This is a genomic window from Corynebacterium sp. (genome assembly GCF_043426755.1).
Classification (GTDB): Bacteria; Actinomycetota; Actinomycetes; order Mycobacteriales; family Mycobacteriaceae; genus Corynebacterium.
Map to the genome: position 1 here is coordinate 1 of NZ_JBHWRP010000065.1, position 22,685 is coordinate 22,685.

A 22,685-nucleotide genomic window follows, 5' to 3' on the forward strand; every position below is an offset into this window, starting at 1 on the left:
ATCGTGTGACGCGGGGGATGGAGAGGTACGAAGCGCTTAGGCCTGGCCCTCAAAAAGGGTGGTTACGGAACCGTTTTCGAAGATTTCGTGAATCGTCTTTGCCACCAGAGGGGCAATGGACAGAACAGTGAGGTTGTCCCACCCCTCTTCGGACTGCGGCAAGGTGTCGGTGGTGATGACTTCCTCGGCACCACACTTGCTGAGGCGCTCACGTGCAGGATCAGAGAACACGCCGTGGGTAGTTGCGATTACGACATCGCCTGCGCCCGCTTCCTTCAGAACGCGTACCGCACCAGCGATGGTTCCGCCGGTGTCGATCATATCGTCGAGAAGCACGCAGTTCTTGCCCTCGACATCGCCGACGACGCGGTTGGCAACAACCTTGTTGGCAACGTCGGCATCGCGAGTCTTGTGCACGAACGCCAGTGGCGCGTCGCCCAGGGTATTTGCCCACTTCTCAGCAACCTTCACGCGGCCCGCGTCAGGGGAGACCACCACGAGGTTATCCAGCTCATACTTGCTCTTGATGTAATCAGTGAGGATCGGCATCGCGTGCATGTGGTCAACAGGGCCGTCGAAGAAGCCCTGGATCTGGTCGGTGTGTAGGTCTACCGATACGATGCGGTCTGCACCAGCTGCGGTGAGTAGATCGGCAACAAGGCGAGCTGAAATAGGCTCGCGGCCACGGTGCTTCTTGTCCTGGCGGGCGTAAGGGTAGAACGGCAGGATCGCGGTGATGCGCTTGGCAGAACCACGCTTGAGCGCGTCGATCATGATCAGCTGTTCCATGATCCACTTGTTCAGTGGCTGGCAGTGGGACTGCATGACGAAGCAGTCAGCACCGCGCACGGATTCCTCGAAGCGCACGAAGATCTCGCCATTGGCGAAATCGCGTGCAGTCATCGGAGTGACCTCGGTACCGAGCTCTTTAGCTACGGCCTCGGCCAGTTCCGGGTGCGCTCGCCCGGAGAAGAACATGAGTTTCTTGTCGCTTCCAACAGAGTATCCAGACATAGTGGAACTGTTTAGCCTTCCTGGTTTGCGGAATTTTCTCGTGCGCGCTGTGCGGCTTCAGCTGCCGGTGTACCCGGACGCTTCTTCTCCACCCAGCCCTCAATGATGCGCTGGCGGCCTTCCTTAATGGCCAAGGCACCAGCAGGGACATCGTCCAAAACCACTGTACCCGCACCGGTGTAGGCGCCATCACCGACCCTCACTGGGGCAACAAACATGGTGTCGGAACCGGTCCGCACATGCGAACCGATTTCAGTACGGTGCTTCTCCACACCGTCGTAATTGACGAACACGCTGGATGCGCCAATATTGGATTCCTCGCCCACGGTCGCATCACCGATATAGGTCAGGTGGGGCACCTTCGAGCCGTTGCCGATCTGCGCATTCTTCGCCTCGACGAAGCCGCCCAGCTTGCCATGTTCTCCCAGCACAGTGCCAGGGCGAATGTAGGTGAAGGGGCCAACTTCGGCGTGCGCTCCGATCTCCGAGTCCGATCCATGGGTGCGGTAGACGTGGGCGCCCTCGCCGATCTTCATATCCGTCAGCGTAGTGTCAGGTCCGATCTCGGCGTCGTCAGCGATCACGGTGGACCCCCACAGCTGAGTGTTCGGCTGAATCACGACATCCGAACCAATCTTCACACCCACGCCAATGAAGGTGCTCGCGGGGTCAACCACAGTCGCACCACCCAGCATCGCTGCCTCCACTGTGCGGCGGTTCAGTTCTGCTCCGGCCTTGGCGAGCTGCACGCGGTTGTTTACGCCTGCTAGCTCGGCTGGGTCTTGTGCCAAGTGGGCAGAGACAATCTTGCCGTCGGAACGTGCAATCCCCAGCACATCAGTGATGTACAGCTCTCCTTGCGCATTGTTGTCGTCGATACGCGTCAACGCGTCGGCCAACACGGCGCCATCGAAAGCGAAGACACCGGAGTTCACCTCGGTGATGGCCTTCTCCGTGTCATTCGCGTCTTTCTGCTCGACGATCTTCTCTACGTTGCCGTCGGCATCGCGCACGATGCGACCATAACCTGTGGGATCATCCAATTGGAGAGACAAGACGGTAACTGCAGCATTGGCGTTATTGTGTGCCTCGATCAAACCCTGGATGGTTTCGGGACGCAGCAGCGGGACATCGCCGTTGGTCACCACAACCGTGCCGGTGAAATCAGGGATGGCGGTCAGCCCACATTGGACTGCGTGGCCCGTGCCATTTTGCTCCTCCTGGACTGCCTGGTCGATGGTGCGCCCCAGCAGGTTCGCGATTTCATCAACAGCAGGGGAGACCTGATCACGCTGATGGCCAACAACTGCCACGATATGCTGCGGGTTTACGCCGGCAGCGGCATGCAGAGAGTGAGATAGCAGACTGCGACCACCAATCTCATGCAGCGTTTTCTGCTTCGCGGATTTCATACGGGTGCCAGCACCAGCGGCGAGAACCACCACGGCGCAGTCGGAAGAGTGAGACACGTGCGACTCCTTTGTCACATCAGTTGTTGTAGCCAGGAACGGCTACCAGCATATCGTTAGTTTTCCCTCTTAACCGATACGTCACGCAGACGTGATGCGGCAATTACTCCAATACCGCCGATCATGGCAAGGAAAATAAGCGCCGCCTGTGACCCGAACTGGGCGACAACACCAGACGCCGCACCAACCAAAATGAGAATGACTCCCATTAGCGTGTTTGCCGCGCCGGTATAACGCGTGCGTTGATCGCCCTCCGCCATATCCACCAGATACGTCTTACGCGCCACGCGCACACCGGTATGCGCCAAGGTGACAAGGAAGAAACCGGCCGGCAAGATCCACGCATTTGCGCTTGCCGACGCCACGTTGGCTGAGATAACCAGCAGGATCAGGATCACGCTGGCCGCGCCAGAGGCAATGGCCATCGTATTTTTCGAAGAAATATCGGAAAAGATGCCGGACACGCGGCCACCGATCAAGGAAGCCAGCCCCGATGCCACAACGAAGATGCCTAGGCCTGTGATGTCTTGGCCAAGCTCCTGGCTTAACGTGACGATGAACGTCGTGGACAAAGCAGTGACCAGCATGAGGGAGCGCACGATGACGAAAGAACGAAACTCCTTGTCACCAGTGAACAACCCCCACGTGTCCGCCCACCACCCGCGCCGAATATCTTGTGGTTCTACTTCCGATTCCGGTTCGCGGATCCCTTGAAACACGAGGGTGGCCAGCGCCCATGTCAGAGCGCCACCGCCAAGCAGGAGCACGAGCACCCAACGGGGGATGTCTCCGTCGATAAGCGCCAATGCAATACCGACGACAAGCGCGATGCCTCCGGAAAAAGCGGTCGCGCGCCCAGTGATTAAACCGCGGCGGCCCTTTGTGATGGTGCGCCCTTGCACGTCTTTGGAAGCGATCGAGCACAGTGAGCGGAACGTGGCTAAGACGGCAAGGAGCACAACGACAGCAACGCCGAGTGCGACCCCGTCCAAGAGCATTGCCGACAAAGCGATCAGGGCAGCCGCGACAAACTGGCCGAGCGAGCCGATGATCCACACTTTCTTGCGCGATGGTTGGGTGGTCACCCATGGTGTCATCGCGGCCTGGGGCAGCATGGACAAAGACTCACGGACGGGAACCAGCATCGCAGTAAAGAAGTGTGGCACCCCAGCAGCTGCGAATAGCCACGGAAGGACAGTCTTCGGGGCGACGATTTGGTCGCCGAGGCCCTGCAGGCCGTTGGACCAGATAAATCGGCGCGCGTTGTGCTCTTCGTGAGGGAGTTGATCCTCTTTGTGCGTATCCGTGCTCATGGGCGTCATGGTACTCTCAGCCGCTGCAGCCGCCCTATTAGATATACAGTGTGGCCGGGCGGCTGCAGCACTCAATCTGTAGAATCCCCCGGATCCCCGAGCTTTGGCGGGCTGCACCGAGAACTATTTTCGCACGGGAAGCATTAATTCTGCAGTGCAGGCGTGCACACTCTAGTGTGCACGAAGTTGCGGCCATGAGAAGAAAATTGGGATGAAAGGTGCTAAGGGGGAAGACCGCGCCTGATTTTGGAAATAAAAAGCTTCCCCACCAGGACTCGAACCTAGAATGACGGTACCAAAAACCGTAGTGTTGCCGATTACACCATGGGGAAATTGCACCTTAGTTTACCGAATCGTGGCGTAAAGCCTAATCGGCAGGTCCGTGGGCTAATCGTCGATAAGTGAACGCTAAGGTAGAGGCCATGGCGAGACAGCGCATGACCGGAAAGCAGCGCCGGGAACAGTTGATCACCGTGGGCCGGTCCGTGTTCGCCGAGCGCGGAGTGGACGGGACCTCAGTGGAGGAAATTGCCCAGCGTGCTGGCGTGTCTAAGCCGGTCGTCTATGAACACTTCGGCGGCAAAGAAGGCTTGTACGCGGTGATCATCGACCGGGAGATGCTGCACCTCGAGCAGGTGATTACGCAGGCGCTGCAGGGCGGGTCCTGGCGTGCGCGCATCGAGCAGGCGGTGATTGAGCTGCTCACCTATGTGGAGGAGCAGACGGACGGCTTCCTCATCCTCGTGCGTGACCAGGTACCGGGGGAGGAGCGCAGCTACGCCACCTTGTTGAATATGGCGGTGGGGCAGGTATCGCATATCCTGGCTCGGGCCTTCGAACATCAGGGCCTGGATCCGGATCTTGCCACGTTATATGGGCAGGCGCTGGTGGGCATGGTGTCGAATACGGCCCAGTGGTGGCTGGATGAGCGTGAGCCGGCCAAGGAGGTCGTGGCGGCGCACATCGTCAACCTGTGCTGGAATGGTTTGCGCGGGATGCGGGCGGACCCGGTGATCACCGCCGATGTTGATTCTGGAAAGAGTAGGGAAAGAGCAGGGCATGACCGATAACCTTCCGATGCTGGCAGGCGTGCTGACCAAGGCGATGACAGACCCGAAGCTGCAGGGTCTGCTCGCGCAGCTTAACGACGAGTCAGATACGCAGTCTCTCCACATCACCGGTATTGACCAGGTGCGCCCCTGGGCAGTGGGTGCGCTCGCGCGGAAGTCGCCGGTACTGGCGGTGACGGCGACCAGTCACGAGGCAGAAGACCTCACCGCTGAGCTGAAGGCTTTGTTGGGGCAGGAGCGCGTCGCCCGTTTCCCCGCTTTTGAGACGCTACCGCATGAGCGTTTGAGTCCCGGCGCGGATGTCGTCGGCACGCGCTTCGAGGTGCTCCATCACTTGCAGGATTTGCAGGTGGTGGTGACGTCTGCGCGTGGGTTCTGCCAGCCGTTTTTGCCTGCGATTGATCCGATCGTGGTGGAGCAGGACCAGGAATACGATTTCACCGAGTTAGCCGATGCGCTGACCCGCTTCGCCTACAAGCACGTGGACATGGTGGCGGCGCGTGGTGAATTCGCGACCCGTGGCGGCATCATCGACGTTTTCCCGACCACCGCTGAGCACCCCGTGCGTCTAGAGTTCTGGGGCGACGAGGTCACTGAGCTGCGCAGCTTCGCCGTCGCGGACCAGCGCACGATCGAGGAGATCACGCGCGTGGAGATCTTCCCCGCACGCCAGTTGCTTATCGACGACACCGTGGCCGCGCGTGCCGACGAGCTGTCCCGCGAATACCCGACGAACCCAACCTTGATGCAGCTGCTCACCCGGATCTCTGAGCGAACCTACGCCGACGGGATGGAAGCTTTGATCCCGGCCCTGACGGACAAGAAGTTCCAGGTGCTGCCGGATGTGATGCCTGCGGATTCTGTGGTGTTGGTGACCAGCCCGGAAAAGGTGCGCACCCGCATTGCGGATCTGGAACAGACCGACCAAGAATTTCTGGAAGCCGGGTGGGAAGCCGCGGCCATGGGGGCTGAGGGGCCCGTGGCGGTGGAAGGGCTTGATCTGTCGGCGTCGTCGTACCGTTCCTATGAATCTCTCGAGGTAGCGACCCAGAAGGCAGGGTCGCGCTGGTGGACCTTTGCTCCGCCCGGAATGTTCGCGGCCGATGAGGCCGAGACTTTGCCGCTCGAGTTCGAGGCGGCGCCAGCGCCCCGCGGCGATCTCAAAGAGATTGAAAGCTTGATGGCGCAGCTGAAAAAGCACGTCAACGATGGGGGAGCAGCCGCCTTCATCGCGCCGGCCAAGGGCACGGTAGACCGCATGGCGGAACGTTTCCGTGAAAACGGGATTTCTGCGCGCATCGCCACGGCCGGGCTGGAACCAGTCGACGGGCAGATCACTTTGTACCAGGCGGTCAGCCACGCCGGCCTAGTGTTCCCTGGAACCCACATTCCTCTGGTGGTGGTTACGGAGACAGTCGTCACCGGTAACCGAGTAGGCGATATTGCGGGGGCGAAGCGTCGAAAAGCGAAAAGGCGCAATCGCGTCGATCCTTTGGCGCTCAAGCCCGGCGACTATGTGGTGCACGAAACCCACGGCATTGCGCGTTTCGTGAAGATGGCCGAGCGCTCCATCAACACCGGTGATGAGACCAGCCGCCGCGAATATATCGTGCTGGAATACGCGCCCAGTAAGCGCGGGCAGCCCAATGACCAGCTGTGGGTGCCCATGGAGTCTTTGGATCTGCTGTCGAAGTACTCCGGTGGTGAGTCGCCGACCTTGTCCAAGATGGGCGGGTCTGACTGGAAGAATACGAAGAAGAAGGCACGCGCCGCCGTGCGCGAAATCGCCGGCGAGCTCGTGCAGCTTTACGCCAAGCGTGTGAGCGCGCCGGGACATTCCTTCGCGGCCGATTCGCCGTGGCAACACGAGATGGAAGACTCTTTCCCCTTCGTGGAGACTGAGGACCAGATGGCCGCCATCGAGGCCGTCAAGGAGGACATGGAGAAACCGGTGCCGATGGACCGCGTCATCGTCGGTGACGTGGGCTTTGGCAAGACCGAGGTGGCGGTACGCGCCGCTTTCAAGGCGGTTCAAGATGGGGCGCAGGTGGCGGTGCTCGTGCCGACGACACTTCTGGCCCAGCAGCACTATTCCACCTTCGCGTCCCGCATGGACGGTTTCGGAGTGGAGATCCGCGAGCTGTCGCGCTTTACTACCGCCGCGGACTCGAAGAAGATCCTCAAAGGGCTAGCCGACGGCTCCGTGGACATCGTGATTGGTACCCACCGCCTCTTGCAGACCGGTGTGCAGTGGAAGAACCTTGGCTTGATCGTGGTCGACGAGGAGCAGCGCTTCGGTGTGGAGCACAAGGAACACATCAAGGCGCTGAAGGCGCACGTGGATGTGCTGACGATGACGGCGACGCCGATTCCGCGCACCCTGGAGATGAGCATGACAGGGATTCGGGAAATGACGTCGATTACCACCCCGCCGGAGGATCGCCACCCCGTGCTGACGTATGTGGGGCCTTATGAGGAGAAGCAGGTGGCCGCGTCCATTCGTCGTGAATTGCTGCGCGATGGCCAGGTCTTCTTCATCCACAACAAGGTCAGCGACATCGAAAAGAAGGCGCGTGAGCTGCGCGAACTGGTCCCGGAGGCGCGCATCGTGGTGGCGCACGGCCAGATGAGTGAGCAGGTGCTCGAGCAGACGGTGCAGGGGTTCTGGGACCGCGAGTATGACGTGCTGGTGTGTACCACCATCGTCGAAACGGGCCTGGATATCGCCAACGCGAACACGTTGATCGTCGAAAATGCGCAGAACATGGGCTTAAGCCAGCTGCACCAGCTGCGCGGGCGCGTCGGCCGGTCGCGTGAGCGTGGGTACGCCTACTTCCTGTACCCGAAGGGCGCCACCCTCACGGAGACCAGCTATGACCGCCTGGCCACGATCGCCCAGAACAATGATTTGGGCGCGGGCATGGCCGTGGCGCAGAAGGACCTGGAGATGCGCGGTGCCGGCAACGTGCTGGGCGCAGAGCAGTCCGGGCACATCGCGGGCGTGGGCTTCGACCTGTATGTGCGCCTGGTGGGGGAGGCCGTCGAAACGTACAAGGCGCTGGCCACCGGCGAGGTCGTCGACGCCACCGATCAGGGCCCCAAGGAAATCCGCATCGACCTGCCCGTGGACGCCCACATCCCGGACACCTACGTCAATTCGGAGCGGCTGCGCCTTGAGCAGTACCGCAAGATCGCAGAGACGCGTGACGACGAGGCCCTGTCCACCATCGTGGCGGAGATGAAGGACCGTTTCGGCCCGCTGCCGGAAGAAGTGGAACGTCTGCTGGCCGTTGCCCGGCTACGCCACCAAGCCCGCGCGGCGGGAGTGGCGAATATTACAGTGCAGGGCAACCGCATCAAACTGCACCCAGTGGATCTGCCGGATTCGAAGCAGGTACGCCTGAAACGCCTCTACCCAGGCTCCGCGTACCGAGCCGCGGCGAAGGCCGTGCAGGTGCCATTCCCCAGGGTAGGAAAGGGTATCAACCAGCCAAGCCTGCGCGATACCGAACTGCTGCAGTGGGTAGCGGACTTCATCTCTGAGATCTTCGACGTGCCCAAGATTTTTGTCACCGGGGAGACTTCTGGCGCACAGGAAAAGAAGCGAGTGTTTTCAGTCAGTGAGTAACAAGCGCTAAAGTTTGTGGTGTCCACAATGTTGAGCCAAGGAGGCGGACGGCTGTGACCGTCGAACTTGTCACTGCGCTTGTCTTGGCGGTCATTTTCGTCGTCGGCACGGTGCGCCACATCAACATCGGCATCCTCGGGATGATCGGGGCGTTCTTCGTCGGCCTGTACGTTTACCCGGTGAATGAGGCCTTAGACGAAGTCTTCGGCCAATTCCCCGTGGGCCTGGCCTTCTCCCTGATTGGCCTGACCTTCCTGTTCGGTTTCGCGCAGATCAATGGCACCATCGACATCATCGTCGGCTGGGCCATGCGGCTGACTCGCGGCAAGCGGTGGATCATGCCGTGGATCTTCTTCTTCCTCACCGGCTTTTTCATGGGGATCGGCGCGGTTTTTGCCGTTGGGGTGATCTCGCCGATCGCCATGCCTTTCGCCAAGAAATACAAGATTGATCCGCTGTTGATGGGCATGATGGTGATCCACGGTGGCACCATTGCAGTGCTTTCGCCCCTTAGCGTGTACGGCGTTTTCGTCAACGAAGCCCTAGAAGCGAACGGGTTTATCGGCTATGCAGGCGAGATGTTCGCGTTGAACTTCATCTTCTGCTTAGCTTTCGGTGTGCTGGTGTTCTTCCTGCTCGGCGGGCGCGAGCTGATCAAAGATAAGGGCAATACCGCGACCGAATACACCCCTGTCAAAGACGTGACCGCGAATCAGTGGCTCACCATGGCGTGTATCGCGGTCCTGATCGTGGCCGCGGGCTTCTACAACCTTGACATCGGGGCGGTCAGCCTGATTCTGGGTGGCGTGCTGGCGCTGGCAAAGCCTGCCGATTCCAAGCGCGCCCTAGACGGGGTGGCGTGGTCCACCATCATCCTGATCGGCGGCATGGTCACCTATATCGCCGTGCTGCAAGACGCAGGCACCGTGGATTGGATTGCCGGCGGCATCGCAAGCCTGGGCGCCGCGAGCGTCGGTCTGCTGCTCTTGGCCTACCTCTGCGGGATCGTCTCGGCGCTGGCATCGTCCATCGCGACACTGGGTATCGCCATGTCCATGATCATGCCGTTGCTGGCCGCCGGAGACATCCCCGTGGCGGCAGCAGCAGCCGTGCTGGCGATTTCGACTACGATCGTCGACGTTTCCCCGTTTTCCACCAGCGGCGCATTGGTCTTGGCGAATGTTCCGCGCGGCGATTACGACGCCCAGTTCCGCGCGATGATGCGCTACGCCGGCCTGATCGTCGCGATTGCGCCTGTCAGCGTGTGGCTGATGACGTTCATCCCGGTCTAAAGTTTCAAGGCACCTTGGGCGATACCGAACACGGCCACCGCAGAAGCGACCACGACTAACGCGACCACCACCCACTCGAAAGCGTTGAACACCCGCTCCTTGGCGGCAAGGCGCGTCCACACATAGGGAATCAACCCGGGCAGGACAGCAAGCGCCCCGTACAACACATAGACGGGGTCGGCGGCGTAGAACAGCCACAGCGAATAGATCATGGCCAGAACGCCGACAACAAGATGCTTCCTGTTCGTCCTCTTATCGACGACCGGGCCGGAATCGTCGAAACGCTCACCAGCGTGCGGGTGCGAGATCCCCCGCCCGCGCACCACCAACAACACAAGGTAGACGGCCGAGAACAAGTAGGGGACCAGGTAGAGGACCGTGGCCAGCTGCACCATCGAGGTGTAGGCGGTCTCAGAGACGAAGAAGACGACCACCCAAAGCTGAATGGAGACCGTCGACACCAGCTGCGCTGCCCACGGCGCGCCAGTGCTGGTGATCTTGCCCAAAGCCTTGGGCAGAAGGCCGTCGTAAGCCATCATGGCAACGGGCTCCGCTGCCAACATCTGCCAGGACACGTAGGCGCCCAGGACAGACAGGCACAGGCCTAGCGAAATCAGCGCACCGCCCCACGGTCCCACCACAGCTGTGAGCACCGATGCCATCGAGTTATCAGGCAGCGCCGCCAACTCCTGCTGCGTGAGCACACCATAGGACAAGGTGGTGATAGAGACCAACAGGACCAAGACGGCGAAGAAACCAAGGATGGTGGCGCGCCCAACGTCCGCCCGCGACTTCGCCTGCTTCGAGTACACAGAGGCACCCTCCACACCGATGAAGACCCACACGGTAAACAGCATGGTGCCCTTCACCTGGTCGAAAACGGACCCAGTGCCGGAGAACGTGCCCCAGAAATCCGCCGTGAACTTATCCCACGAAAAACCGAGAAACGCCACGAGCAGGATGAACGCGATGATCGGCAGCAGCTTGGCCACCGTGGCCACCAGGTTCATAAACGCGGCCTGCTTCACACCTAAAGTAAGCATGCCGAAAATCGCCCAGGTCAGCACCGACACAGAAAAGACGGACACCCAGCGATTTTCTAAGGAGAAAAGCGGGACATAGTGGCCGAGCGTGCCAAAGAACAAGGTGGCATAGCCCACCTGTGCGATCACCGAACCAAGCCAATACCCCCAGGCGGAGGCGAAACCGATGAAATCACCCAGCCCCGCGCGCACATAGGAGTACACACCCGAGTCCAAATAGGGTTTGCGCACCGCCAAGATCTGAAACACGAACGCAATCGACAACATCCCCACCGCGGTGATCGCCCAGCCGATCAACATCGCGCCGGGGCCAGCTGCCGAAGCAATATTTTGCGGCAGCGAAAAGATACCCGCCCCCACGGTCGAACCGATGATCAACGCCACCAGGGACCACACGGAAACGGAATGCTTAGTGCTCATTTTCATCAATTTACCGGGTGGGGTGTGGAGTAGAAAATAGGGTCTATTTCCGCCCCCGGCTAGCCACGGTCTAAACTATGACGAGGTCGCTTCTTACGGCCATGCCCCCATAGCCCAATCGGCAGAGGCAGTTGACTTAAAATCAATTCAGTGTGGGTTCGAGTCCCACTGGGGGCACCATTTTTTATGTTGTCGGGTCGATGACCTGCAGTGTCAGTGGCATCGTTGATAAGCGATATGTGCCGGGGGCAGTATCGAAAGTAGCCAGCAACTCGTTGGCCGCGTCGGGGGAAATTTCGAGCACCATGCGTCGCTTGTCGACGATCGGGGCCGCCTCACCGGGAACGATCTCCAGCCATTTACTCTTGCCGACCAGGCTGAAGCTGCGCCCATACTGCACACGATATTGGATCGCGCGCAGGAGGTGCTGCGCGCTCGTGGACGTCAAATCGATGCGCGCCTCAGGCTCAGCCGTGAAATCCAGGTACTTCGCCATGACACCGCTTAACGACGAGCCCTGCCGCTGTGTCGCGCTCTCGACGATTGCGTGGGCCTCCGGGATCTCGCGAAGTGGCTGGCGCGCCGGATCGGAAAGGCCGAGCGGGAAATACTCGCCGAAGACGCCAGCGAACTTTCGGGCGTCCCAGAGCAGGGCGTCGTCGAGATCTGTTGGTGTCATACCGATGGCGTAGGTGAACCGCACAAACCCGGAGGCGGTATCCACCACGCCGAGCAGCGGGTCGGTGACGAAGATGAGGGCGGTTAGCGAGGACTCGTCGGAAAGCGGCTCGGCGAAGTCCATGTGGTGGCCAGGCTCAATCGGTGTGTCGACGCGGTTGAGGTAGCGCACGATGCGGTCGAGGACGCGGGCGGGCCATTCGGGAGGCAGGCTCTCGTCGTCGGGGATGCGGATGGTCAGTTCGGTCTGGGTGCCGGCGACCGGGGTGGCCGAATTGACGCGTGACAGGCCGAATGTGGTGTACAGGAAGTGGGGGACAGGTTCGTCGGTATGGAAGGCGTAGACGGGTACGTCGCCGAACTCGTAGGTGATGGGGTCCTCATCGCCAAAGAAGTGGTGAAAGTGGCGGCGTAGCGCATCGCCGCCAACTTCGGGTTGGAGCCGTTTGAACCACTGTTTTAAACCACTCATAAGAATAACTTTAGATCGAGCGCCCAACAAATACTGTGATTTACGCCACTTGTAGTTAGGGGTGCGGGAACGAATCCCAAGCCTGTGTCGTTAGGAGGTATGAAAGCAAAACTCTTTACGTGTTTCACAGAAAGGATCCGGGTGACATCGTGCGCAGCAATAACCCTGTACTGACGAACCTGCCCGCCTCCCACCAGCAAGGTGGCTACGGCTACCAACCCCAAGGCTTTGATAACTACCAGCAGGGCTACCAGCCACAGCAGGCTTCCGACGAAACCCGTCCGATGACTGTCGACGACGTGGTGACCAAGACCGGCATCACCCTCGGCGTGATCGTGCTGTTCGCGGTAATCAACTTCGGAATCGCTCTGGCAGGCAACCCTGGCCTCTCCATGATCTTGTCCATCGTCGGCGCGATCGGCGGTTTCATTACCGTCCTCGTGCACTCCTTTGGCAACAAGTACGGCTCCAAGGTTGTGACCTTGATCTACGCCGCTTTCGAAGGCCTCTTTGTCGGTGGCATCTCGCTGATCTTCAGTGGTTGGACCATTGGCAACGAGAACGGCGGGGCCATCATCGGCCAGGCAGTGCTAGGCACCGTCGGTGTGTTCATCGGCATGCTCTTCGTCTACAAGACCGGCGCGATTCGTGTGACCCCGAAGTTCACCCGTGTGCTGACCGGCGCGATCTTTGGCGTGGCCATCTTGGCTCTGGGCAACTTGATCGGTGCGATCTTCTTCGGCTTCAGCCCACTGCGCGACGGTGGCACTATCGCCATCATCTTCTCCGTGGTGTGCATCGTCTTGGCGGCGCTGAGCTTCCTGCAGGACTTTGATGTTGCAGACCAGCTGATCCGCACTGGTGCACCTGCCAAGATGGCATGGGGCGTTGCCCTCGGCCTGGCAGTGACCCTGGTGTGGCTCTACACCGAGATCCTGCGTCTGCTGAGCTACATGCAGCGCGACTAGACCAGCGCCGGCGCGCATAGTTCAAGCCCGGTCCTTCCTAGATAGGAAGGGCCGGGCTTTAAAAATCCGCCTTCCTACACACCATGAAAGGGGTAGTAGAAAGGCGGATATCCCGTTTCGCTACTTCAAGCTACTGCTGGACGACGAAACCCTGCTCGCCCATGATGACGTCGCCGCTATTGCTGCCGGTTGCGGTTGCAGGTGCGGTCGGCTCCACTGGGGTTGGCTGCGTAGAGGTTTCCTGCTCCTCGAAGCCGATGCTGCCTTTGTCCAGGGAATCCGGATCCTGGCTCTTAGCAGTATCAACCTTCTGGTCCGAAGGGTTCTCAGACGGTGGGGTGCACGCGGTGATCGCTACGGCAGAAACTACAGCGATGGCGGCTGCGGCGAACTTACGGGAGATACGCATTATGTAACTTCACATCCTATGGGTAGGTCGCACGACTCATAACGTCGCGGGGCTCGGAGAATTATTTTAGTTTATTTCGCGCGGGGAGTGGCAGCCTTGTCCGAATCATAAGGCTCAGCCGAAACGATGGTCACGGAAATCTCGCGGCCATTAGGCGCAGTGTAGGTCCGGGTCTCGCCCTCGGCAGCGCCGATGACGGCCGCGCCCAGTGGAGACTGCTCCGAGTAGGTCTCCAAGTCCTTATTGTCGGTGGAGGCCGCACGGGTACCGATCAGGAAGGTTTCCTTGTCGTTTTCGTCGTTGTCGTAGTAGACGTGCACGACGGAACCAACGTGAGCAACACCCTCTTCGATTCCTTCGCGCTCCGTGGTGGAGTTCGCCAGGATCTCAGAGATGTGCTTGATGCGCGCCTCTTCTTGGTCCTGCTGTTCACGAGCAGCGTCGTAGCCGGCGTTCTCCTTCAGGTCGCCTTCTTCGCGGCGCTCGTTGATCTCTGCGGCGATGGCTGGGCGATTATCGATCAGCTGCTGGAGCTCCTGCTCGAGCTTCGCCTTCATTTCTGGGGTGATGTATTGCTTCTCTACCTCTGCCATGAGTGCAACCCTTCCTATAGGAATGTGAAAACTGTGGGAAATGAAAAAACGCGTTGGGCACGCGTGGACTAAAGGGGCATACTACCACAGGCCCCATAGCTGGCTATGCGCCTGCCTAGCCGGTGCGCGCAACGTCATACACTGTGTCCTCCGTCTTCAAATGGGACGGCATATTCGACGAACAGCCATAGATGGATCCAGCCACCGGGTAGTCACGCACCGGTAAGTCTGCGGACATTCGGATCTGTTCCTCGCCTCCGGCAGGGATGACCACGTCACGGCGCCCAACCTCTGCCATGGAGTAGTTCAATGCGGTGACAATGCAGTAGGAGGGCTGTGAAGTATCTTCGCGCACCACATCGAGCCACACTCGGGAGGTATTGTCGTCGAGACGCTCATGATTCACGTACGTCGCCTCAATAGGGGAATCGTCACGAGTCATGACGGTGCGCATGCCCATCACAAGGATGATCGCGATGACGATCGCAAAGATGGCAGCAAGCACTTTCCCCATTGTGCCCTTTGGCTTTTCAAGGGCCTTTTCCTTCCCGTAGCGTTGGACGGGACGTGACTGTTCTGGGGTAGACACCGGGCTAAGACCTCACTGGGACGCACAATAAAAATGACTTTAGAAGCGATGGTACTAAGATTGTCTGTCGTTAACTAATATCGAACGCTAAAGTCGATCATTAAAGTCGAATTAAGCCCGAACTACCGGAAGGTGGCATTTCATTGAGCGGCCTGCGCCTCATGGCGATTCACGCACACCCCGACGATGAGTCTTCGAAGGGTGCAGCGACCATGGCGAAGTACGCTGACGAAGGGCACGAGGTGCTCGTCGTTACGTGTACAGGAGGGGAGCGAGGCTCCATCCTGAACCCAGGTATGGACCGCCCAGGCGTGCTGGAAAACATGATCCCGATTCGCCGTGAGGAAATGGCCAAGGCAGCCGCGGCACTTGGCGTGCAGCAGATGTGGCTGGGCTACGAGGACTCCGGACTTCCAGAAGGCGATCCCTTGCCGCCGCTGCCTGAGGGCTGCTTTGCGCGCCAAGACCCCGTCGAGGTGACCAAGGAATTCGTCAAGGTCATTCGCGAGTTCCGCCCCCACGTTCTGATCACTTACGACGAAAACGGCGGCTACCCGCACCCAGACCACCTGATGGTCCACGAAATTTCCATGATGGCGTGGGAAAAATCGGGGGACCCAGAATTCGCGCCCGAGGCCGGGGAGCCATGGACCATGTTGAAGATGTACTACACCCACGGCTTCGTGCTGCAGCGCATGGTGCTTTTCGACGAGCGCCTGAAGCAGCAGGGCAAGCGTAGCCCCTACGGGCCGATGATTAAGCGCTGGGAAGAAAATAAGGCCGACATCATGGCGCGGGTGACAACGCAGGTGGACTGCCGTGACTACTTCTCCAACCGTGAACAGGCGCTGCTGGCGCACGCCACCCAGATCGACCCGGCCGGAGCTTTCCTGGCCACCCCGGTGGAGACACAGCAGGAATTGTGGCCGACCGAAGAGTTTGAACTGGCGCGCACCCGCGTGTCCACGCACATGCCTGAAGACGATTTGTTCGCAGGTATTGAACCTGCAGATGAGGAACAGAAATAATGAACGTTGCAGCAACCAACGTGGTGACCTACGTGTTGGCACAAAACCCGGACGGTGGGCTGCTGGGTCCGGAGTTCGGTAAAGCATCCCCGATTGGCATGCTGATTGTGGTTGGCCTGCTGGTGGTCATCCTGATGCTGGGGTGGGCGTTCCACCGCCGTTACTCCCGCTTCAATCGTCGCCGCATGTTTGCTGAGGCCCACGACATCGACGTCTTCGATACTGAGACGCTGGATAAGGCCATGGAAGAGGCGGGGGTCTTGGACCGCCGCAAGAAATCCCGCTTCTAAAAATAGTTCTGCTATACTCAGGCTCATGTTCGTACAGCGATTTTATTTTGGCAGGGCTCCGGGAGCGTTCCCAGTCTTGTCAGTCGCGCATGACTAGCTAATCACTGACGAACGTCCAGGAGCCAAGCAGCACCTCCCCGCACAAGGGTAGAGGGGCTGCTTTTTTGTTTGCCAACTTATACAAGCTCATTCAAGCACTGCACACGAGAAAGAATCCCCGATATGTCACAGCCAGTATCACTGTCAGATTCAGCATCGACATCTAATAAACGCATTCGCGCCTTCCACACACTCCCCAGCCCGGTAGAGGTGCAAAAAGCGCTTCCTCTCGATGAAACAAAGCTGGACAAGGTAGAGCGCGACCGCCAAGACATCGCCGATATCTTTGCCGGTGAAGACGATCGCCTGGTTGTCGTCGTCGGACCGTGCTCGATCCACGATCCTGTTGCGGCGCAGGAATACGCCGACCGCCTCGCACCCCTGGCGAAGCGCCTCGACGGGGACCTCAAGGTAGTCATGCGCGTCTACTTTGAAAAGCCACGCACCACGGTGGGGTGGAAGGGCCTGATTAATGATCCCGACTTAAACGGCACCTACAACGTTGAAAAGGGTCTCCGCCTCGCCCGCGAGGTGCTGACCAACGTGGTCACCACCGGCCTGCCCGCCGGGTGCGAATTCTTAGAACCCTCCAGCCCGCAGTACTACGCGGACGCCGTGGCGTGGGGTGCGATCGGCGCACGCACAACAGAGTCGCAGGTACACCGCCAACTGGCCAGCGGCATGAGTATGCCGATTGGTTTCAAGAACGGCACCGACGGCTCCATCCAGGTCGCCGTCGATGCGGTGGGGGCGGCCCAGCATCCACATTTCTTCTTTGGAGTATCCGACGATGGCGTCCCGTCCGTCGTGGAGACCGAGGGCAATCCGCACTGCCACGTCATCTTGCGCGGTGGTAGCAACGGCCCGAACTTCGACCGGGAATCGGTGCGGGCGGTCGTCGATAAGCTTGGCCCGGATTCGCGGATCATGATCGATGCCTCGCACGCGAACTCCGGCAAGGACCATGAGCGTCAGGCGGAGGTGACGCGGGAGGTCGCGGCGCAGGTATCCGAGGGGAACGAGCATATCGCGGGCGTGATGCTGGAATCCTTCCTTGTGGCCGGGGCGCAGAAGCTGGATCCGGAAAAGCTGAAGGTCAATGGCGGTGAAGGGCTGGTCTACGGCCAGTCGGTCACGGATGCGTGCATGGACTTCGACACTACTGTGGATTTGCTGGAAGAACTCGCGTCGGCGGTACGCGCTCGCAGGAGTAATTAAGACACCCGCTACACTTAATGGTGTGAATGTGCTCGAAAGGATCTTGTACCCGCTGTATGAAGCGCGCCTGCAGCGCGAACTGCGGGGCAAGAAGCAACCGAAGCATATTGCGGTGATGGCCGACGGCAACCGTCGCTGGGCGCGCGAGGCCGGATTTACCGATATTTCGCACGGTCACCGTGTTGGGGCGGACAAAATTGGCGAGCTCGTGCGTTGGAGCGCGGATACCGAAGTCGAAGTCATCACCATCTACCTGCTGTCCACGGAGAATCTGCAGCGCACTAAACAGGAAGTCGGGCTGCTTTTCGATATCATCTCTGAGGTCATCGAGGACCTCGCCGCAGAGGACCACACGTGCAAAGTGCGCCTGGTTGGGCACCTTGACCTGCTTCCGCCGGAAGTGGCAGAAAGGATGCGCAGCTCCGCCGACACCACACACGAAAAGCCGGGGCTCACGGTAAATATCGCCGTGGGCTACGGCGGGCGGCAGGAGATCGTCGACGCCGTGAAGGCGCTTATCGACGAAGAATTAGCTGCTGGAACACCCGCGAGCGAACTGGCAGACAAGGTGAGCGTGGAGTCCATATCCACTCACGTGTATACCAAGGGCCAGCCTGACCCGGATTTGGTGATCCGTACCTCTGGGGAACAGCGGTTGAGCGGGTTTCTGCTGTGGCAGTCAGCGTATTCGGAGATCTGGTTTACAGACACCTACTGGCCGGCTTTCCGCAAGATCGACTTCTTGCGCGCGCTGCGTGATTATTCTCAGCGTTCGCGCCGCTTTGGGAAGTAACTAGCAGTTAGACTGTCCCTATGACAGTGATCTTCTATTCCTCTACTTATGGTTCCACCCGTGAGTATGCCGAAGAACTAGCACGTCGCGTCGACGCGAATGTTCAAGAAATCAGCGAGACCCCGGAGCTGGGAGAAGGCCCCGTCGTCGTCCTCTCACCGGTGCATGGCCCGTCGGTGCCGGCGGTGAGCTTTGTCAAAGACCACGATTTTGGGGGCCGGCCTGTTGCCGTCGCCGCGGTAGGCATGAGCCTGCCTGACTTCGCGCGCTCCAAAGACCAGCTGAAAGGCGCCCTGGGAAGCGACTATTCTCACGTGGAGCGCTTCTACCTGCCTGGCCGGTTGAATTATTCTGAAATTAGCTCAGCCCACAAGTCCGTCATGTTTGGGGTGATCAATGCGCTACGCATGAAACCCCGCAAATCGGAGAATGACAAGGCGATGATCGCCTCTTACGACAAGGATGTTGACCGCGTCGATTTCGCAGAGCTTGACCCCATCGTCGAATGGATTGAGCAATCGCGATAGCGGCTAAATCTTGCGCATCCGGACCCGCTCCACCTGGTGGTCGCGCCCCTTGTGCAGCACGAGGGAGGCGCGGACGCGGGTGGGCAGAATATTTTCCACCAGGTTTGGCAGGTTAATCGACTGCCAGATTTCGCGGGCCACGTGCTCGGCTTTGGCGTCGTCGAGGTCGGCATACTTGGCGAAGTGCGCGCCCGGCTTGCGGAAGGCTGTGCTGCGCAATTTGAGGAAGCGCTCGATATACCAATGCTCGATGTGCTCGGTGCGGGCATCGACGTACACGGAGAAGTCGAAAAGGTCACTGACCATCAAGGTGGGCCCTGTTTGCAACACGTTGAGGCCCTCCAGGATGAGGATGTCGGGTTTATCGACGATCTGGTATTCGTCGGGAAGCACGTCATAGGCCGTGTGCGAATAAAGCGGTGCCTTGACCGCGGGCTTGCCGGACTTCACGTCGGTGACAAAGCGCAGCAGGGCCCGGCGATCATAGGACTCTGGGAAACCCTTCCTAGACATCAGCTTGCGCTCCTTGAGCTCCGAGGAGGGAAGGAGGAAACCGTCTGTTGTGACCAAGTCCACCCGCGGGTGGGTCTCCCAGCGCTGGAGCAGTACCTGGAGCAAACGCGCTGTCGTGGACTTACCCACCGCGACGGAACCGGCCACACCAATGATGAAGGGGACGTGACCTGGGTTGTCGCCCAAAAAGATCTCAGTGGCCGCCGTGAGTTGTTGGCGGGCGTGAACCTGCAAGTGGATCAGGCGAGACAGGGGGAGGTAGATGTCTGAGACCTCCCCGAGGTCAATATTTTCTCCCACGCCGCGTAGCTCTTCCAGCTCAGACTCCTTGAGCACCATGGGCATGGTCGCGCGAAGGTCACGCCAAGTTTCGCGCGTGAAATCAAGGTACGGGCTGGAATCGGTGCTTCGTGCCATGAGCACTATTGTTGCACCTGCTGCCCCGAATCGGGGCTAGGGGGCCAATTTTTCCAGGTTTTTACAGAATTGGTGCAGATTTGTCGTACACTCAGCTGCGGTAGCATCCGCCCTAAATCCTTGTGGAAAGGCATAAACGCCCACATGACTGACAACGTTTTGTATCAAGAACTCGCACAGTTGGATCCCGAAATCCACGAGCAAATCGTTGGCGAGCTGACGCGCCAGCGAAACACCTTAGAAATGATCGCCTCGGAGAACTTCGTTCCCCGCGCCGTGTTGCAGGCGCAGGGTTCCGTGTTCACCAATAAGTACGCCGAGGGCTATCCAGGGAAGCGCTACTACGGTGGCTGTGAAAACGCCGACGTCGTGGAGAACCTAGCCATTGAGCGTGCGAAGAGTCTTTTCGGTGCTGAGTACGCCAACGTGCAGCCACACTCTGGTGCGCAGGCGAACGCGGCAGTACTGCATGCGTTGATCCGCCCTGGCGACACCATCATGGGCCTGTCGCTGGCACACGGCGGCCACCTCACCCACGGGATGAAGGCGAACTTCTCCGGTCGTCTGTACAACGTTGTCGCCTATGAGGTAGACCCAGCGACCATGCGCATCGACATGGATAAGGTGCGCGAAGCAGCCTTGGAGCACAAGCCGAAAGTGCTGATTGCCGGCTGGTCCGCTTACCCCCGCACCCTCGACTTTGAGGCGTTCCGCGCGATTGCCGACGAGGTAGGTGCATTCCTCTGGACGGACATGGCCCACTTCGCGGGTCTGGTTGCCGCCGGCCTGCACCCATCGCCGGTGCCGCACTCGGACGTGGTTTCTACCACGATCCACAAGACCATCGGTGGCCCGCGCTCCGGCATGATCCTGGCACGCGAGGACTACACCAAGAAGCTGAACTCCGCCGTGTTCCCTGGCCAGCAGGGTGGCCCGCTGATGCACGCGATCGCTGCAAAAGCGACGGCGCTGAAGATTGCGGCTACCGATGGCTTCAAGGACCGTCAGGCACGCACGCTCGAGGGCGCACGCATTCTGGCCGAGCGCCTGACCGCGCAGGACTGCAAAGCAGCCGGTGTTGACGTTCTGACCGGCGGCACCGACGTGCACCTGGTGCTCGCGGATCTGCGGAACTCAGAGATGGACGGCCAGCAGGCCGAGGACCTCCTGCACGAGGTTGGTATTACCGTCAACCGCAACTCGGTGCCATTCGACCCACGTCCGCCAGCCGTGTCCTCTGGTCTGCGCATCGGTACCCCGGCACTTGCCACCCGCGGTTTCGACGCGGAAGCCTTCACCGAGACCGCCGATATCATCGGTACGGCTCTGGCCGCGGGCAAGAATGCTGACGTGGACGGTCTGCGCGCCCGCGTGACCAAGCTGGCTGAGCAGTACCCACTGTACGAGGGCTTGGAGGACTGGAAGCTGCTCTAAGTTCTGCAGAGCAATCAGGCGCGCCGGAGGTCACTATGTGATCTGCGGCGCGTTTTCGTGCTGTCGTCCAATTTGCCTCAAAACACCGCCCAGGATTCCAAAGATCGGACCTTTCGGGGTAGGTTGTTGGCTCGAAGGCCTCATTAACCTTAAGGAGGTTTGAGTAGGCATGAATAACTTAGCTAACCAATTGTGGTGGCATGTATACCCACTCGGCGCACTTGGCGCCCCGATCCGTCAGCGCCCGACCGATGGTTCCGACCACGGGCACCGCATCCTGCGGCTGATCAACTGGCTCGACTACGCCGCGGAACTCGGCGCGACGGGCCTACTTCTCGGACCCGTTTTTGAATCCACGGCCCACGGCTACGACACCCTCGATCACTTCTCGATCGACTCGCGCCTAGGCACCGAGGACGACATGATCGCGCTTATCGACGAAGCCCGCGCCCGCGACATCGACGTCATCTTCGACGGCGTCTTTAACCACGTGTGTATCAATCACGCCTTCGTCCACCATGGCGGCCCCGTTCGTCGAAACGCGGACGGCACGCTGGCCGGCTGGGAGGGCGACGGCACCTTGGCGGAGCTCGATCACGAGGATCCGCGCTGCGTAGACTTTGTCGTCGACGTGATGAACTATTGGCTCGACCGTGGCATTGCAGGCTGGCGCCTCGATGTCGCCTATGACGTGCCCACCTGGTTCTGGGCAGAGGTGACTGATCGGGTGCGCCAGCGCCACCCGAATGCGTACTTCTCCGGTGAGATGATTCACGGCGATTATGCGGATTTCGCACGTGACTCGCACTTGGATACCATGACGCAATACGAGGTGTGGCACGCCGTGTGGGCATCGATCCAGGCCAACAACCTGTGGGAGCTGGACCACGCGCTGTGGCGCCACCAGGATTTCTCCGCCCGCAACCTGATGCAGACATTCGCGGGCAACCATGACGTGTCACGGGTGGCCAGCATGGTCGGGGATTCCGGCGCGGCACTTGCGGCCGTGATCTTGTTGACGCTGCCGGGACTGCCCTCCATATATTATGGCGATGAACAGGCGTTTCGCGGGGAGAAGGGTGAGGGGTGGGAGGCTGATGACGCACTGCGCCCCGAGCTTCCTGAGCACCCAGACCAGCTCTTCAGCTTCGGGAACTGGATGTTCAAGCTTTACCGCGACCTTGCCGCCTTCCGCCAAGCCAACCCGTGGATCGCCACGGGTGAGCTGGCCATCGAGGAATTCCAGGAAACCGCCCTGGCCTATTCCGTGCGCGGGGACGGCCATGAGCTGATGGTGCACGTGCGTGTCGACGAGGGCCGCACCCACGCCTCTGTGCTGTTGGACAGCGCCCTCGTTCTGGACCGCAGCTTCTACGACAGTGACGTCGCAGAGCAGGAAGCGGTCTAG

General features: G+C 59.9%; 20 protein-coding genes and 1 tRNA gene. 12 read left to right on the forward strand and 9 right to left on the reverse strand.

The window, feature by feature from the left end:
• Positions 1–36 precede the first annotated feature (36 nt).
• From ACHFGA_RS05775 to ACHFGA_RS05785, 3 genes are read right to left on the reverse strand one after another with little or no spacing between them, the layout of a single operon-like run.
• Positions 37–1,014: a ribose-phosphate diphosphokinase gene (locus ACHFGA_RS05775; RefSeq protein ID WP_394281463.1), complete on the reverse strand. Its 978-nt coding sequence runs from the start codon at positions 1,012–1,014 to the stop codon at positions 37–39.
• A gap of 11 nt (positions 1,015–1,025) precedes the next feature.
• Positions 1,026–2,483 carry a bifunctional UDP-N-acetylglucosamine diphosphorylase/glucosamine-1-phosphate N-acetyltransferase GlmU gene (gene glmU, locus ACHFGA_RS05780; protein ID WP_394281464.1) on the reverse strand — a complete coding sequence of 486 codons (1,458 nt, stop codon included), beginning with the start codon at positions 2,481–2,483 and terminating at the stop codon, positions 1,026–1,028.
• A gap of 56 nt (positions 2,484–2,539) precedes the next feature.
• Positions 2,540–3,805, reverse strand: a complete 1,266-nt coding sequence (locus tag ACHFGA_RS05785) for an MFS transporter (protein ID WP_394281465.1) — start codon at positions 3,803–3,805, stop codon at positions 2,540–2,542.
• A gap of 413 nt (positions 3,806–4,218) precedes the next feature.
• Here ACHFGA_RS05785 and ACHFGA_RS05790 point away from each other — a divergent pair, with 413 nt between their 5' ends.
• From ACHFGA_RS05790 to ACHFGA_RS05800, 3 genes are read left to right on the forward strand one after another with little or no spacing between them, the layout of a single operon-like run.
• Positions 4,219–4,866, forward strand: coding sequence for a TetR family transcriptional regulator (locus ACHFGA_RS05790; protein ID WP_394281466.1), 648 nt, complete (start codon positions 4,219–4,221; stop codon positions 4,864–4,866).
• Positions 4,856–8,494 (forward strand): transcription-repair coupling factor, encoded by a 3,639-nt coding sequence (gene mfd / locus ACHFGA_RS05795; RefSeq protein WP_394281467.1) that lies wholly within the window; start codon positions 4,856–4,858, stop codon positions 8,492–8,494. The genes ACHFGA_RS05790 and mfd overlap by 11 nt, the downstream gene beginning before the upstream one ends.
• Before the next feature lie 53 nt (positions 8,495–8,547).
• On the forward strand, positions 8,548–9,786 hold the full coding sequence (locus ACHFGA_RS05800; protein WP_394281468.1) for an SLC13 family permease: 1,239 nt from the start codon (positions 8,548–8,550) through the stop codon (positions 9,784–9,786).
• Here the strand turns inward: ACHFGA_RS05800 and ACHFGA_RS05805 are convergent.
• Positions 9,783–11,249, reverse strand: a complete 1,467-nt coding sequence (locus ACHFGA_RS05805) for an amino acid permease (protein ID WP_394281469.1) — start codon at positions 11,247–11,249, stop codon at positions 9,783–9,785. The genes ACHFGA_RS05800 and ACHFGA_RS05805 overlap by 4 nt on opposite strands.
• Before the next feature lie 103 nt (positions 11,250–11,352).
• Between ACHFGA_RS05805 and ACHFGA_RS05810 the strand changes: the two genes are divergently transcribed.
• Positions 11,353–11,429: transfer RNA gene (locus ACHFGA_RS05810), tRNA-Leu, on the forward strand.
• 4 nt (positions 11,430–11,433) lie between these two features.
• Here ACHFGA_RS05810 and ACHFGA_RS05815 read toward each other — a convergent pair.
• On the reverse strand, positions 11,434–12,399 hold the full coding sequence (locus ACHFGA_RS05815; protein ID WP_394281470.1) for a suppressor of fused domain protein: 966 nt from the start codon (positions 12,397–12,399) through the stop codon (positions 11,434–11,436).
• A gap of 149 nt (positions 12,400–12,548) precedes the next feature.
• Between ACHFGA_RS05815 and ACHFGA_RS05820 the strand changes: the two genes are divergently transcribed.
• Positions 12,549–13,367, forward strand: coding sequence for a Bax inhibitor-1/YccA family protein (locus tag ACHFGA_RS05820; RefSeq protein WP_394281513.1), 819 nt, complete (start codon positions 12,549–12,551; stop codon positions 13,365–13,367).
• A gap of 130 nt (positions 13,368–13,497) precedes the next feature.
• Here the strand turns inward: ACHFGA_RS05820 and ACHFGA_RS05825 are convergent, their stop codons facing one another.
• The 3 genes from ACHFGA_RS05825 to ACHFGA_RS05835 all read right to left on the reverse strand — a co-directional run bounded on the left by ACHFGA_RS05825 (position 13,498) and on the right by ACHFGA_RS05835 (position 14,958).
• Positions 13,498–13,776 carry a hypothetical protein gene (locus ACHFGA_RS05825; RefSeq protein WP_394281471.1) on the reverse strand — a complete coding sequence of 93 codons (279 nt, stop codon included), beginning with the start codon at positions 13,774–13,776 and terminating at the stop codon, positions 13,498–13,500.
• Positions 13,777–13,847: 71 nt separating this feature from the next.
• A complete protein-coding gene (gene greA, locus ACHFGA_RS05830; RefSeq protein WP_394281472.1) occupies positions 13,848–14,369 on the reverse strand; it encodes a transcription elongation factor GreA in 522 nt (173 codons plus the stop codon).
• A gap of 115 nt (positions 14,370–14,484) precedes the next feature.
• Positions 14,485–14,958 carry a DUF4307 domain-containing protein gene (locus ACHFGA_RS05835; RefSeq protein WP_394281473.1) on the reverse strand — a complete coding sequence of 158 codons (474 nt, stop codon included), beginning with the start codon at positions 14,956–14,958 and terminating at the stop codon, positions 14,485–14,487.
• A 143-nt stretch (positions 14,959–15,101) separates the two neighbouring features.
• Between ACHFGA_RS05835 and mca the strand changes: the two genes are divergently transcribed.
• From mca to ACHFGA_RS05860, 5 genes are all read left to right on the forward strand, one after another.
• Positions 15,102–15,986 carry a mycothiol conjugate amidase Mca gene (mca, locus tag ACHFGA_RS05840; protein ID WP_394281474.1) on the forward strand — a complete coding sequence of 295 codons (885 nt, stop codon included), beginning with the start codon at positions 15,102–15,104 and terminating at the stop codon, positions 15,984–15,986.
• Complete coding sequence (locus ACHFGA_RS05845; RefSeq protein WP_394281475.1) at positions 15,986–16,276, forward strand: hypothetical protein; 291 nt, start codon at positions 15,986–15,988, stop codon at positions 16,274–16,276. The genes mca and ACHFGA_RS05845 overlap by 1 nt, the downstream gene beginning before the upstream one ends.
• 222 nt (positions 16,277–16,498) lie before the next feature.
• A complete protein-coding gene (locus tag ACHFGA_RS05850) occupies positions 16,499–17,593 on the forward strand; it encodes a 3-deoxy-7-phosphoheptulonate synthase (RefSeq protein ID WP_394281476.1) in 1,095 nt (364 codons plus the stop codon).
• A gap of 22 nt (positions 17,594–17,615) precedes the next feature.
• Complete coding sequence (locus ACHFGA_RS05855; protein WP_394281477.1) at positions 17,616–18,386, forward strand: isoprenyl transferase; 771 nt, start codon at positions 17,616–17,618, stop codon at positions 18,384–18,386.
• Between the two features lie 20 nt (positions 18,387–18,406).
• Entirely contained in the window at positions 18,407–18,913 is a 507-nt protein-coding gene (locus tag ACHFGA_RS05860; protein WP_394281478.1) for a flavodoxin domain-containing protein, read from the forward strand.
• Positions 18,914–18,916: 3 nt separating this feature from the next.
• Here ACHFGA_RS05860 and coaA read toward each other — a convergent pair whose 3' ends face one another.
• A complete protein-coding gene (gene coaA, locus ACHFGA_RS05865) occupies positions 18,917–19,843 on the reverse strand; it encodes a type I pantothenate kinase (protein WP_394281479.1) in 927 nt (308 codons plus the stop codon).
• A gap of 144 nt (positions 19,844–19,987) precedes the next feature.
• Between coaA and glyA the strand changes: the two genes are divergently transcribed.
• Both glyA and ACHFGA_RS05875 read left to right on the forward strand, forming a co-directional pair.
• Complete coding sequence (glyA, locus tag ACHFGA_RS05870) at positions 19,988–21,277, forward strand: serine hydroxymethyltransferase (protein WP_394281480.1); 1,290 nt, start codon at positions 19,988–19,990, stop codon at positions 21,275–21,277.
• Positions 21,278–21,446: 169 nt separating this feature from the next.
• Positions 21,447–22,685: an alpha-amylase family glycosyl hydrolase gene (locus ACHFGA_RS05875; protein WP_394281481.1), complete on the forward strand. Its 1,239-nt coding sequence runs from the start codon at positions 21,447–21,449 to the stop codon at positions 22,683–22,685.

Coding starts and splice junctions, on each gene's coding strand:
- ACHFGA_RS05790 (WP_394281466.1), top strand. CDS start 4,219: ATGGCGAGACAGCGCATGACCGGAAAGCAGCGCCGGGAACAGTTGATC.
- ACHFGA_RS05850 (WP_394281476.1), top strand. CDS start 16,499: ATGTCACAGCCAGTATCACTGTCAGATTCAGCATCGACATCTAATAAA.
- glyA (WP_394281480.1), top strand. CDS start 19,988: ATGACTGACAACGTTTTGTATCAAGAACTCGCACAGTTGGATCCCGAA.
- coaA (WP_394281479.1), bottom strand. CDS start 19,843: ATGGCACGAAGCACCGATTCCAGCCCGTACCTTGATTTCACGCGCGAA.
- mfd (WP_394281467.1), top strand. CDS start 4,856: ATGACCGATAACCTTCCGATGCTGGCAGGCGTGCTGACCAAGGCGATG.
- ACHFGA_RS05860 (WP_394281478.1), top strand. CDS start 18,407: ATGACAGTGATCTTCTATTCCTCTACTTATGGTTCCACCCGTGAGTAT.
- ACHFGA_RS05815 (WP_394281470.1), bottom strand. CDS start 12,399: ATGAGTGGTTTAAAACAGTGGTTCAAACGGCTCCAACCCGAAGTTGGC.
- ACHFGA_RS05805 (WP_394281469.1), bottom strand. CDS start 11,249: ATGAGCACTAAGCATTCCGTTTCCGTGTGGTCCCTGGTGGCGTTGATC.
- ACHFGA_RS05875 (WP_394281481.1), top strand. CDS start 21,447: ATGAATAACTTAGCTAACCAATTGTGGTGGCATGTATACCCACTCGGC.
- ACHFGA_RS05825 (WP_394281471.1), bottom strand. CDS start 13,776: ATGCGTATCTCCCGTAAGTTCGCCGCAGCCGCCATCGCTGTAGTTTCT.
- ACHFGA_RS05845 (WP_394281475.1), top strand. CDS start 15,986: ATGAACGTTGCAGCAACCAACGTGGTGACCTACGTGTTGGCACAAAAC.
- greA (WP_394281472.1), bottom strand. CDS start 14,369: ATGGCAGAGGTAGAGAAGCAATACATCACCCCAGAAATGAAGGCGAAG.
- ACHFGA_RS05775 (WP_394281463.1), bottom strand. CDS start 1,014: ATGTCTGGATACTCTGTTGGAAGCGACAAGAAACTCATGTTCTTCTCC.
- ACHFGA_RS05785 (WP_394281465.1), bottom strand. CDS start 3,805: ATGACGCCCATGAGCACGGATACGCACAAAGAGGATCAACTCCCTCAC.